Origin of the sequence: Wenjunlia vitaminophila DSM 41686 (assembly GCF_000380165.1) — a bacterium.
Lineage (GTDB): Bacteria > Actinomycetota > Actinomycetes > Streptomycetales > Streptomycetaceae > Wenjunlia > Wenjunlia vitaminophila.
Genome location: NZ_KB904654.1, coordinates 88,859 through 101,674 on the forward strand (window position 1 = coordinate 88,859; position 12,816 = coordinate 101,674).

The 12,816-nt window shown below is 74.9% G+C and carries 9 protein-coding genes; 3 read left to right on the top strand and 6 right to left on the bottom strand.

Translation table 11 applies throughout. The features are described 5' to 3' along the window. The first annotated feature begins 15 nt into the window (after positions 1-15). A complete protein-coding gene (locus A3IG_RS28825) occupies positions 16-1,947 on the top strand; it encodes an FAD-dependent monooxygenase (RefSeq protein ID WP_018382854.1) in 1,932 nt (643 codons plus the stop codon). Positions 1,948-2,214: 267 nt separating this feature from the next. Here the strand turns inward: A3IG_RS28825 and recX are convergent, their stop codons facing one another. From recX to A3IG_RS0107125, 4 genes are all read right to left on the bottom strand, one after another. Then, entirely contained in the window at positions 2,215-2,865 is a 651-nt protein-coding gene (gene recX, locus A3IG_RS28830; RefSeq protein WP_018382855.1) for a recombination regulator RecX, read from the bottom strand. A gap of 7 nt (positions 2,866-2,872) precedes the next feature. Next, a complete protein-coding gene (gene recA, locus A3IG_RS0107115) occupies positions 2,873-4,051 on the bottom strand; it encodes a recombinase RecA (protein ID WP_018382856.1) in 1,179 nt (392 codons plus the stop codon). A 289-nt stretch (positions 4,052-4,340) separates the two neighbouring features. Further along, the gene (locus A3IG_RS0107120; protein WP_026219985.1) at positions 4,341-4,535 is read right to left on the bottom strand and encodes a DUF3046 domain-containing protein; all 195 of its coding nucleotides are present in this window, start codon (positions 4,533-4,535) and stop codon (positions 4,341-4,343) included. 23 nt (positions 4,536-4,558) lie between these two features. Beyond that, a complete protein-coding gene (locus tag A3IG_RS0107125) occupies positions 4,559-6,097 on the bottom strand; it encodes a S8 family peptidase (RefSeq protein WP_018382858.1) in 1,539 nt (512 codons plus the stop codon). A gap of 216 nt (positions 6,098-6,313) precedes the next feature. On the opposite strand from A3IG_RS0107125, the gene A3IG_RS0107130 reads away from it, so the two are divergent. Together A3IG_RS0107130 and A3IG_RS0107135 are read left to right on the top strand one after the other, a co-directional pair. Further along, positions 6,314-11,011 (top strand): Lhr family ATP-dependent helicase, encoded by a 4,698-nt coding sequence (locus A3IG_RS0107130; protein WP_018382859.1) that lies wholly within the window; start codon positions 6,314-6,316, stop codon positions 11,009-11,011. 101 nt (positions 11,012-11,112) lie between these two features. Continuing rightward, the gene (locus tag A3IG_RS0107135) at positions 11,113-11,946 is read left to right on the top strand and encodes a DNA-formamidopyrimidine glycosylase family protein (RefSeq protein ID WP_018382860.1); all 834 of its coding nucleotides are present in this window, start codon (positions 11,113-11,115) and stop codon (positions 11,944-11,946) included. A gap of 24 nt (positions 11,947-11,970) precedes the next feature. Here the strand turns inward: A3IG_RS0107135 and A3IG_RS0107140 are convergent, their stop codons facing one another. Continuing rightward, a complete protein-coding gene (locus A3IG_RS0107140; protein WP_026219986.1) occupies positions 11,971-12,198 on the bottom strand; it encodes a hypothetical protein in 228 nt (75 codons plus the stop codon). A 204-nt stretch (positions 12,199-12,402) separates the two neighbouring features. Next, the gene (locus A3IG_RS0107145) at positions 12,403-12,750 is read right to left on the bottom strand and encodes a helix-turn-helix domain-containing protein (protein ID WP_018382862.1); all 348 of its coding nucleotides are present in this window, start codon (positions 12,748-12,750) and stop codon (positions 12,403-12,405) included. Positions 12,751-12,816: the final 66 nt, after the last annotated feature.

Consider the following 12,816-nt stretch of genomic DNA (forward strand, 5'->3'; position numbering starts at 1 on the left):
TCCGAGGGCGGTCGCGTGGACCCGGTGATCGTGGTCGGGGGAGGGCCGGTCGGCCTCGCCCTCGCCCTCGCCCTCGCCCGGCACGAGGTCCCCAGCGTCGTCATCGACCAGACCCAGGGGCTGGCCGCCGCTCCCCACGGGCCCAACGGCTGGAGCGACCCGCGCACGGTGGTGCTCCGGGCCGACACCGCGGCCATGGTGGCCCGGATGGGCTGTGCGGACGCGCTCACCGAAGCCGCCGGCTGGACCGCCTGGCGCACCCTGCGACGACGGCAGGAGCTGGTACGGGTGGACTTCACCCCCGCCCCGTCCTCGGCGTCGTCGCCGTCCCGGACATCCCGCGCGTCCGGGGCGCCCCGGTCCATCGAGTCCCGACCCACCGCCGCGTTGCCCGCGGCGACGTCGGAGACCCCACCGGGGGGCCGCCTCCCGCGGGAACGGCCCCCGGTGCCCCGGCGGGACCGGACCGCCGCCGGGGCCCCCGGGATCCAGGGGCCGTCCCCCGCCGCACCCGCGGCGGGCCACCAGGCACGCGACGACCGATCGTCCCCACCGTCTGTCTCCGGCCCGGCGTCACCGCTCCACCTGGCCCAGCACCACCTGTTGGGCTCACTGGCCGCGGCCGCGTCCCGCAGCGGGCTGGTACGGCTGGTCGCTGACTGCCGGCTGGACGCGCTCGAGCAGGACGGGCAGGGTGTGAGCGCGCACACCACCGGCAGCAGCACGGCGTGGTGGCGCGGCAGCTTCCTGGTGGGCTGCGACGGCCCACGGTCCACCGTACGCAAGCTGCTTCAGGTGGGATTTCCCGGGCGCACCACGGTGGACCGGTACGCGGTCGCCGTCCTCCGGGCCGAGCTGCCGTTCTCCGGCGAGGCGCTGCTGCACTGGGACCCGCCGTGGCCGGGGGAGAGCGAGGTGACCGCCCGCCCGCTGCCGCACGGGTGCTGGCGACTCGACTGGCGTCTGCCACCCCTGCCCCGCCAGGCCACGCCGGCCGATCCGGCGCTCACCTCCGACGCCCTGGTGGCCCGCATCCGCTCGACCCTGACGGGCTGGTGCGGCACCGTACCCGAGTACGACCTGCTGGCCTCCGCCGAGTACCGGGTGCACCAGCGGCTGGCCAAGCGCTGGCGGGTGGGCCGGGTCTTCCTCGCCGGAGACGCGGCCCACCAGCTCGGCGCGCTCGGTGTGCAGTCCGTCGCCGAGGGGCTGCACGACGCGGACAACCTCGCCTGGAAGATCGCCGTCGCCTGGCACCACCGGGCCTCCCGGGCCCTGCTCGACAGCTACCAGCAGGAGCGCCGCGCGGCCGTCGGCGCCCGGCTGCGCGCGGTGGACCAGGCGCTGCCGCAGCTCCGGTCGTCGGGAGCGCTGCGCTCGGTGCGCCGCTCGCTGCTCACCGGGCCGACCCGCAGGCACGCGGCGCTGCTGGCCGACGCCCAGGTGGGAACGGGAGTGCTGGGCGCCCCCGCGGAGTACCGGCGCTCGGTGTTGTCCCCCTCCGTCCTGGGGCCGGTGACGAAGTCGTCGGCCGCGGCTCCCTCCGGCGCCTGCGCCACTCCGGTCGGCGGTCAGGTGGAGGACGTACCGGTGATCAGCATGGACGGGGGCCGCACCCGGCTCCGCTCCGAGCTCGGCCGCGGGCTGCTGGTGGTGCTGGTGGCCCCCGGGACGGCCGTCTGGGAAAGCCGGCACTGGCTCTCCGCCGGGCTGATGCCGGCGCTGACCGAGGCCACGGAGGCGCTTCCGGTCGCCGCCGAGCTCTTGGTCACCGAGTCCTATCCGGGCTCTCCCCCGCACACCGTGCTGTTGGTGCGCCCGGACGGGCACCTCGGAGCCGTGATGCACGGCTGCCGCCCCGCGGAGCTCCTCGCCTACACCGAGCTGCTCCTCGACGACGAGGGCGGAACGGCCGACGCCGAGCCCTCCCTGCCCACCAGCGCCTGACCTTCCGGGGGCGACAGCGTCCCGCACAGCCGGTCAGCAACCGCGCCCGAGCCGCCGGCGAACCTCAGGTGACCGCGGCACCTGGTGGCCGGATCCTCCGCTGCCCGTCCCGGGAGGCGCCTTCCCCCAGGGACGTGGGTTCCGGGGGAGGCCAATGCCCGGCCGGGCCCGGCCTGCCGGTAAGGCGGCGTCCGAGGGAGGGGGCGCCCCTCGAGGTGCCCCGCGGTCCACGGGCGGGATTTCATTGGGGGCGTGCCGGCGGGCAGGTCAGTCGGGGAGGTAGGCCTCCAGCACTTCCGGGTCCTCTCCCTCCTCCTCCAGGGCCCGCCGGACCACGCGCAGCGCGAGCCCCTCCGGGTATCCCTTGCGGGCCAGCATCCCGGCGAGCCTGCGGATGCGGCGGTCCCGGTCCAGGCCACGGGTGGCCCGCAGCTTGCGTTCAACCAGCTCCCGGGCGGTCGCCTCCTCCTGGTCGAAGTCAACCCTGGCGACGGCCTCCGCCACCAGCGTCTCGTCGATACCGCGCCGGCGCAGCTCCTGGGCCAGGGCCCGCCGGGCAAGGCCCCGGCCGTGGTGCCGCGAGTCCACCCAGGCGTTGGCGAAGAGCTCGTCGTCGATGAGGCCGACGTCCTCGAACCGTGCCAGCACACGGTCGGCGACCTCGTCCGGCGTCTCCGCGCGCCGCAGGGCGTCCGCGAGCTGCTTGCGGGTCCGCGGCGTACCGGTGAGCAGGCGCAGACACAGCGCCCGAGCCGCCTCCTCGGGGTCCGTCGGCCGCGGGGCGGTGCCTCCGCCGGGGGTTCGGGCGCGCTCCGTGGGCCGTCGCCCCCTGCGGCGCCTGCCCCGTGGCCGCTCCCCGTCCTGGGAGTCCTCGGGGTGCCGGGCGGCCCCGAGGACCTCGTCCTCCTCGGCCACCATCGGCGCCTCAGCCCTTGACCGCCGTGGTCGACGTGGTCGCCGCAGTCGCCTTGGCCGCCCTGGGGGTCTTGGGGGCCGCGGCGACGGCCTTCACCGCGGGGGTTGCGGTGGCCTTGCCGACGGCCTTGTCGCCCTTGTCTGACTTGTCGGCGGCGGGCGCCTCGGGGGCCGGGCCTTCGGTCGCGGCGGGCTTGGGGCCGATGCCCAGCTTCTCCTTGATCTTCCTTTCGATCTCGTCGGCGAGGCCGGGGTTGTCCCGCAGGAAGTTCCGCGCGTTCTCCTTGCCCTGGCCGAGCTGGTCGCCCTCGTAGGTGTACCAGGCGCCGGACTTGCGGATGAAGCCGTGCTCCACGCCCATGTCGATCAGGCCGCCCTCGCGGCTGATCCCCTGACCGAAGAGGATGTCGAACTCCGCCTGCTTGAACGGCGGGGCCAGCTTGTTCTTGACGACCTTCACGCGGGTGCGGTTGCCGACCGCCTCGGTGCCGTCCTTCAGGGTCTCGATCCGCCGGATGTCCATCCGTACCGACGCGTAGAACTTCAGCGCCCGACCACCGGTGGTGGTCTCGGGGGAGCCGAACATGACGCCGATCTTCTCCCGGAGCTGGTTGATGAAGATGGCGGTGGTCTTGGACTGGTTGAGCGCACCGGCGATCTTGCGGAGGGCCTGGCTCATGAGGCGGGCCTGGAGGCCCACGTGGGAGTCACCCATCTCACCCTCGATCTCGGCCCGGGGGACCAGTGCGGCCACCGAGTCGATGACGATGAGGTCGAGCGCGCCGGAGCGGACCAGCATGTCGGTGATCTCGAGCGCCTGCTCACCCGTGTCCGGCTGGGAGATGATCAGTGAGTCGGTGTCAACGCCGAGCTTCCTGGCGTACTCGGGGTCGAGGGCGTGCTCGGCGTCCACGAAGGCGACGGCGCCGCCGAGCCGCTGGGCGTTGGCCACCGCGTGCAGGGTCATTGTCGTCTTGCCGGAGGACTCCGGGCCGTAGATCTCCACGACCCGCCCCCGGGGCAGGCCGCCGATCCCCAGGGCGACGTCCAAAGCGGTGGACCCGGTCGGGATGACCTCCACCGACTCGCGCGCCCCGTCGCCTAGGCGCATGACGGCACCCTTGCCGAACTGCCGTTCAATCTGCGCGAGGGCGGCGTCCAACGCCTTCTCGCGGTCGGTTCCTGCCATCGGTTCCACCCTGGTGGTCTGTGTTGAGCGCTTCACGTCCCCGACGCTAGCCGGTCCCACCGACAACGCGCCCGGTCCGGACACCGCCTGTGGATAACTCTCCGGACACCCATCCTAGGTGAATGCATGTTCGATTACCTGTCCGAGCGGCGCCCCGGCGAGCAGCACGCGGGACGGGCCCCCACGCGCGACGGCCCCACGCCCGGTGGGTTCGCATCGCGGAGATCCGCGGCAGGCCCGGTCCTCACCGCCCCGGCCGAACGAGCCGTCGCCCCGGCAACCACCCGGATCAGCGGCTCGACTTCGGCAGGTTCATGGCATCACAGACCGCGCGCCACACGTCCTTGGCCTCCCAGCCGGCGTCCAGGGCCTCGCGCACGGTGCGCCCACCGAGTTCGGACATCACGTAGTCGGACGCGAACGACTCGGCGTACGCCTCCCCGAACTGTTCGCGCATCCGCCGCCAGAACTCCGTCAACCTCATGCCCACCAGTATCGCCCGGCCCGTCACCCGACCACGGCGAGGATGCGCTGGCCGGACGGGGACCCACCGCTCTCCGGCCCCGCGCGGAGCAGGGAGAGGAGTTCCTTCGGGGTCGCCCCGGGGTGGCGTGCCGCGGCGAGGGCCGCGGCCCCGCTGACGTGGGCCGCCGCCATGGACGTCCCGGACAGCGCGGCGTAGCCACCACCGGGCCAGGTCGAGATGATCTGTCCGTCCGGTCCCGCGCCGGGGTCGCCTCCCGGGGCGGCGAGCGAGGCACCCGAGGCGCCGTAGTTGGAGTACACGGTCACCGATCCCGTCCGGTCCAGCGCGCGCACCGCGAGCACACCCGGCAGTTGGCTGGGCAGCCGGATGCAGTCGGCCCCGAGGTGACGGGCCGGACGGGGTCCGCCCACCCGGTCGTTGGGGCTGCGCCGGTCGATCCGGACGGCCCGCAGGTCCTGGCCGTCGTTGCCCGCGGAGGCGACCACCAGGGCCCCGCGCCGTTGCGCGTAGCCGACGGCGCGGGCCACCGCGGCGATGACCGCCGCCTGGTCCGGGTCACTCGGACAGTGGTACTTCCACGGGTCCGCGAAGTAACTGTTGTTGATCACCCGGGCTCCGTGGTCAGCGGCCCAGAGAAGACCGCAGACGATGTTCTCCGGGTAGTACTGGCCCACGGGGCCCAGCAGGCGCACGGCGGCGATGCGCGCCCCGGGCGCGACCCCGGCGATCCCCCGACCGTCCCTGGCGGCGGCGATGGTTCCGGCGATGTGGGTGCCGTGACCGCTGTCGAGCACCTCGGGCACGGGGCGCCAGGCCCCCGGGGTGGTGTCGGGGCGGCCACTGGCGCAGGACACGGAACGTTCCGGGTCCACCGCGGCCCGCAGGTCCGGGTGGGTGTCGTCCACCCCGGAGTCCATGACGGCGACGACGGTCCTCGCCAGGCCCGGCGGCGGGCCCCGGTGGCCGTGCCCCGCACCGATCATGGCCAGGTTCCAGGTGGGGCGCTCACCCGGGTCGGGGACCAGAGGCGGTTCCACCTCCCGCGCCGGCCGCACGCCGGCGCGCCACGGGACGCCGGGCCCCGCCGCGGCGCCCGGAGCAGCGGTCCGGGGCGGACCGGCTCCCGCTGAGCCCGGGGGCGCGTCCCCCCCGTCCCCGAAGGCGCGGTGACCGTCCCCCGCCCCGGCCGCCCCCGGAGGCCTCCGGGGCGGCGCCGGCGGAACCGGCAGCGGCGCGGTGCGGGTGGCCCCGGCGGCCCGCACCCCGGGCGCGGCGCGGACCCTGTCGGCGAAACCCGGGTCGGTCGCGTAGCCGACCGCGACCCCGATCGACCGGTGGACGGCGCCGAGGACACCCCCCGCGGAGCGCACCGCGCCGGCCGCGTCCGCGGCGCCGGCGGGACTCGCCCGGTCAGCCACGACCAGGTAGCTGAGGAAGTCGGGGCGGGGCACCGGGGCGGAAGCGAGGACTGCGGCACCGAGGCAGACCAGCACCAGGCAGAACCGGCCAAGCGCCGAACCGGTCGGCAACCACGACAGGGCCGTCCGTCCTCGGTGCACGGCACCTCCACTCCGTCGCGCCGCACGCCCATGCCTGCGATCACCACGGGAACTTTATTCGCATGTCCTAATAAGTGGTGGTATTAAGCAGACGCGTCGCCCGCACGTCCCGGGAGACGTCACCCGCAGCCACCCGGTCCCCCGCCACCCTGCGGCCCCCCACCGGTCGGGGCCACCGGTCGGCCGTCTGTCAGTGGGGCGAGGCAGGATGGAGGAATGTCGCACCCGCGTTCGCCGGGCGCGGACCAGTCGGCGAAGGCCGCGCTGGCCGCGTTCTCCCCCGCCACCCGTGCGTGGTTCACGGGGGCCTTCCGCGCGCCCACGGCCGCGCAGGCGGGGGCCTGGGAGGCGCTCGGCGCGGGCCTCGACGTGCTGGTGGTCGCGCCCACCGGGTCCGGCAAGACGCTGGCCGCCTTCCTCGCCGCCCTGGACCGGCTGGCTTTCACCCCGCCGCCGGCCGAGGCGCGCAAGCGCTGCCGGGTGCTGTACGTGTCCCCGTTGAAGGCCCTCGCCGTGGACGTGGAGCGCAACCTGCGCAGCCCGCTCACCGGTCTGCGCCAGGAGGCGGTCCGGCTCGGGCTGCCCGAGCCCGAGGTCCGGGTGGGCATCCGCTCCGGAGACACCCCGGCCGCGGAGCGGCGCGCCCTGGTCACCCGGCCCCCGGACATCCTGATCACGACTCCGGAGTCGCTCTACCTGATGCTCACCTCCGCCGCCAGGGACGTGCTCGGCGGCGTGGAGACGGTGATCCTGGACGAGGTGCACGCGGTGGCGGGCACCAAGCGCGGGGCGCACCTGGCGCTCACCCTGGAGCGCCTGGACCACCACCTCGAACGCCCGGCGCGGCGGATCGGTCTGTCCGCGACGGTCCGGCCGGTGGACGAGGTGGCGCGGTTCCTGTCGCCGCAGCGGAAGGTGACGGTGGTCCAGCCGCCGTCCAACAAGACGTTCGACCTCTCCGTGGTGGTCCCGGTGGAGGACATGGGCGAGCTCGGCGGCTCCCCCGTGACCGAGCACAGCGGCCCCGCGGCGGGCCCGGAACGGCAGGCGTCGATCTGGCCCCACGTCGAGGAGCGCATCGCGGACCTGGTGCGGGAGCACCGTTCGACCATCGTCTTCGCCAACTCCCGCCGCCTCGCCGAGCGCCTGTGCAACCGGCTCAACGAGATCGGCCACGAGCGCGCCACCGGGGAGCCGCTGCCCGAGCCGGGCTCCCCGGCGCAGATCATGGCCGGGTCCGGGGCCGCCAGGGGCGCTCCCGCGGTGCTCGCCCGCGCCCACCACGGCTCCGTCTCCAAGGAACAGCGCGCCCTGGTCGAGGAGGACCTGAAGGCCGGGCGGCTCCCCGCCGTGGTGGCCACCTCGAGCCTCGAGCTGGGCATCGACATGGGCGCGGTCGACCTGGTGGTCCAGGTGGAGTCGCCGCCTTCGGTGGCTTCCGGGCTGCAACGGGTGGGCAGGGCCGGCCACCAGGTGGGCGCGGTCTCCTCCGGCGTGGTGTTCCCCAAGTACCGGGGCGATCTGGTGCAGGCCGCCGTGGTCACCGAGCGGATGCGTTCCGGCGGGATCGAGGCACTGCGGGTGCCGAGCAACCCCCTGGACGTGCTCGCCCAGCAGATCGTCGCGATGACCGCGCTGGACACCTGGGACGTGGAGGAGCTGCTGACCCTGGTGCGGCGGGCGGCGCCGTTCACGTCACTGCCGCAGTCGGCGTACGAGGCGGTGCTCGACATGCTCGCGGGCCGGTACCCCTCGGACGCGTTCGCCGAGCTCCGCCCGCGCCTGGTGTGGGACCGGGTGGCCGGCACGGTGACCGGGCGCCCCGGGGCGCAGCGCCTCGCGGTGACCTCCGGCGGCACCATCCCCGACCGCGGTCTGTTCGGGGTGTTCCTGGTCGGCGCCGACCCGAAGAAGGGCGGGGGCCGTGTCGGCGAGCTCGACGAGGAGATGGTGTACGAGTCCCGGGTCGGGGACGTGTTCACCCTGGGCACCACCTCCTGGCGGATCGAGGACATCACCCGGGACCGGGTGTTGGTCAGCCCCGCCGCGGGCGTCCCCGGCCGGCTGCCGTTCTGGAAGGGGGACCAGCTCGGCCGGCCCCTGGAGCTGGGGCGGGCGATCGGCGGGTTCCTGCGGGAGGTCGGCCGGCTCACCCCGGAGCGGGCCGCAGAGCGGCTGCGCGCCGCCGGCCTCGACGACTGGGCGGCGGAGAACCTCCAGGCCTACCTCGCCGAGCAACGGCAGGCATGCGGACACGTCCCGGACGACCGGACGATCGTGGTGGAACGCTTCCGCGACGACCTGGGTGACTGGCGGGTGGTGGTGCACTCGCCGTTCGGTGCCCAGGTGCACGCCCCGTGGGCGCTGGCGCTCGGCGCCAGACTGACCGAACGCTACGGGTTCGACGCCCAGGTGATGCACGCGGACGACGGGATCGTGCTGCGGCTGCCCGACGCGGACATGCTCAGCCTGGACCTGCTGGACGCCCCGCCCCCGGTCTCCGGGGTCGCGCACCCCAGCAGCGACGCCCCCGAAGGCGTCCCGGTCGGCGCGGACACCGTCACGTTCGACGCGGACGAGATCGAGCGGATCGTCACCGACCAGGTGGGCGGTTCGGCGTTGTTCGCCTCCCGGTTCCGGGAGTGCGCGGCGAGGGCGCTGCTGTTGCCCCGGCGCAGCCCGGGCCGGCGCACCCCGCTGTGGCAGCAACGGCAGCGAGCCGCCCAGCTCCTCCAGGTGGCGTCGGAGTTCGGTTCGTTCCCGATCGTCCTCGAGGCGGTCCGCGAGTGCCTGCAGGACGTGTTCGACGTACCCGGCCTGGTCGAGCTGATGCGGGACGTCCAGGCGCGTCGCGTGCGGCTGGTCGAGGTGACCACCCCGGAGCCCTCCCCGTTCGCCCGCTCGCTCCTCTTCGGGTACGTGGCGCAGTTCCTGTACGAGGGCGACTCGCCGCTGGCGGAGCGCCGGGCCGCCGCGCTCTCGCTGGACTCCCGCCTCCTGGGCGAGCTGCTGGGGCAGGCCGAGCTGCGCGAGCTGCTCGATCCCGAGGCGCTGGAGGAGCTGGAGCGCGAGCTCCAACGGCTCACCGACGACCGCCGGGTCCGGGACGCCGAAGGAGTGGCCGACCTGCTGCGGCTGCTCGGCCCGCTGACCACCGCGGAGGTCGAGGAGAGAGGCGGTGAGCGGTCCTGGCCGGCGGAGCTGGCCGCGGCCCGGCGGCTGATCACCGTGCGGGTGGCGGGCGAGGACCGGTGGGCGGCGATCGAGGACGCCGGCCGCCTCAGGGACGCCCTGGGCACCGCACTGCCCGTCGGGGTGCCGGAGGCGTTCACCGAGCCGGTCGCTGACCCGCTGGGTGACCTGCTGGCCAGGTACGCCCGGACACACGGCCCGTTCACCGCGGACCAGGCGGCGGCCCGTTTCGGGCTCGGCACCGCCGTGGTCACCGGGGCGCTCCAGCGGCTCGCCGCGGGCGGGCGGCTGGTGCACGGCGCGTTGCGGCCCGGCGGCACCGGCCAGGACTGGTGCGACGCCGAGGTGCTGCGCAGGCTGCGCCGGAGGTCCCTCGCGGCGCTGCGGCGCGAGGTGGAGCCGGTCCCGCCGGGCGCCCTGGCCGCGTTCCTGCCCCAGTGGCAACACCTGGGTGCGCACGGCCTGCGCGGAGTGGACGGGCTGCTGCGGGTCGTGGAGCAGCTCCAGGGCGCTCCCGTGCCGGCCTCGGCCCTGGAGCGCCTGGTACTGCCCTCCCGGGTGTCGGGCTACCAGCCGTCGATGCTGGACGAGCTGACCGCGTCCGGCGAGGTGGTGTGGGCCGGCGCCGGGGCGGCCCCGGGCAAGGACGGCTGGGTCGCGCTGTACCTGGCGGACACGGCGCCGCTGTTGCTGCCCGAGCCACAGCCGGTGGAGCTCTCCGAGGTGCACCGGGCGGTCCTCCAGGCGCTGGCCGGCGGCTACGGGATGTTCTTCCGCCAGCTCGCCGACCGGGTCGGCGCCAGCGGCTTGGACGTGGACGACGCCACCCTGGCCGCGGCCCTGTGGGAGCTGGCCTGGGCGGGACACCTGACCAACGACACCCTCGCCCCGCTGCGTGCCCTGATGGGGTCCGGGCGGACGGCGGGGGCAACCGCGCACCGGGCACCACGCGCGGTGCCCCGCGGCCGGTACGGCCTGCCGCGGGTCGGTGGCGGCCCGCTGCTGGCGGCCCGGAGCGCGGCTTCGCGGGCCGGGCCGCCGACCACCGCGGGCCGCTGGTCCCTGCTCCCCGGCCGGGTCACCGACTCCACACACCGGGCGCACGCCGTCGCCCAGGCCCTGCTGGACCGGCACGGCGTGGTCACCAGGGGCGCGGTCGCGGCGGAGGGGGTGCACGGCGGGTTCTCCGCGGCGTACCGGGTGCTGTCGGCGTTCGAGGAGGCCGGACGGGCCAGGCGCGGCTATGTGGTGGAGTCCCTGGGAGCGGCCCAGTTCGCCACGGACGGCGCGGTGGACCGGCTGCGTGCGGTGCACACCGCGCGGGAGAGGAACGGCGCCGAGGACCGCGGGAAGCGGCCCGGTGCCGTGGTGCTGGCCGCCGCGGACCCCGCCAACGCCTACGGCGCCGCCCTGCCCTGGCCCGACCCGCCCCACCACGGCCACAAACCGGGGCGCAAGGCGGGGGCGCTGGTGGTGCTCACCGACGGCGAGCTCGCCCTGTACGTGGAGCGGGGCGGCAAGTCGTTGATCTGCTGGCAGGCCGATCCCGAGCGGCTCCAGAGCGCGGCTGACGCCCTGGCCCTCGCCGTCCGGGAGGGGGCCCTCGGCAGGATCACCGTGGAACGGGCCAACGGTGAGCCCGCCCTGGGCTCAGCAGTGGGTCGGGCCCTGGAAGCCGCGGGGTTCCACGCCACCCCCAGGGGGCTGCTGTTGCGGGCCTGAGCCTGCGGCGCCCCGCCGGGCCCGTGCGGACACGCGGTCGGCCCGTGCCCGCCACCCACCGACGGTTCGGGGCCCTGACGGGCGCCCGGTGAGGAGAGGACATGCCTGAGGGCGACACCATCTGGCTGACCGCCCAGCGGCTTCGCGAGGCCCTGGCCGAACGGGAGCTGACCACGGCCGACCTGCGCACCCCCGCGCTGGCCACCGTGGACCTGACCGGCCGGCGGGTGACCCAGGTGTTGTCCCGTGGCAAGCACCTGCTGATCCGCGTGGACGGCCGGGTCACCCTCCACAGCCACCTGCGGATGGACGGGTCCTGGCGGGTCCAGGCGGCCGGGGAACGCTGGCGCGGCGGCCCGGGTTGGCAGGTGCGGGCCGTCCTGGGCAACGTGCGGCGGGTCGCCATCGGCTACCGGCTTCCGGTCCTGGACCTGCTGCCCACCTCGGAGGAACACCGGGTGGTCGGTCACCTCGGCCCGGACCTCCTCGGCGCGGACTGGGACGCGGCCGAGGCGGTGCGCCGGCTCGTCGCCGACCCCGGTCGCCCGGTCGGAGAGGCCCTGCTCGACCAGCGGGTCCTGGCCGGCATCGGCAACGTCTACAAGTCGGAGCTGTGCTTTCTCCGGGGGATCACGCCCTGGACGCCGGTGGCCGACGTCCCGGAGCCGGAACGCCTGGTCGCGTTGGCCAAGCGGACCCTGGAGGCGAACAAGAACCGCGTCGGTCACGTCACCACCGGGGACACCCGCCCCGGCCGCCGCCACTGGGTCTACGGGCAGGCGGGGCGCCCCTGCCGGCGTTGCGGCACCACGGTCGTCGGTGCCGAACAGGGTCCGCCCGGTCAGGCCCGGATCACCTTCTGGTGCTTGGTCTGCCAGGACGGCCCGGCTCCGGCACCGACCCGCCGCACCCCCACACCGCCCTCCACGTACTGAGGGACCACCTCGTGGTGGGTTCGGTCAGGCGTGCCAGGTGTACCGGTCCCCACCGACCCAGGTGACCATCTTGGGATCGTCCAGATCGAGGTCCTCGAGCCCGGCGCGGCGAGCGAACTCCAGGACGTCCCGCAGGTCGAACGCCTTGCCCACCACCTCGCCCTTGATCTCCACGATGCGGAAGGGTGGGTCAGCGGCATTGACACCCAGGACGATGATCGGGGCCATAGCGGGGTACACGCCTTCGGTCATGGCTCCACCCTGCCCCCGGCACGGGCGTCTCGCATCCGCGGCGCCTGTGGGCACCCCGACCGGCGCACCCAGGACACGGGCCTTCCGCCGGGGCACACCACGTCCGGGGAACTGGAGATCCGCCCGCCCAGGGTGGCACCGGGTGCCGAATGCGAGGAGCCGAAGCCGCGGACAACGACCTGGCCCGAGGCCGCCGGCTGGAGCCTAGGCGGCTACCACGTCCACCGCCTGGGCGGAGGAGTCCAGGCTTCCCACCCGCTCCTCCGGCACCGTGACCGGCTCGACCAGCACCGGGCGCACCGACTCTCCCTGGGCCAGCTCCGCCAGCGACAGGTCATCGCTGACCTCGCGCATCACCTCGGACATCCGCACGTCGAGTGCGTCGCAGATCGCGGAGAGCAACTCGGAGGACGCCTCCTTCTGCCCGCGCTCCACCTCTGACAGGTACCCCAACGACACCCGAGCCGAAGCCGACACCTCACGCAGGGTACGGCCCTGGCGCTGGCGCTGCCGACGCAGCACGTCACCCAACAGGCGACGAAGCAGGATCATCGGTGGCTCCCTCCTCGGACCGTTGTCGCGCAATGTCTCTGCCCCACCGTACCGCCTTCGGCCTCG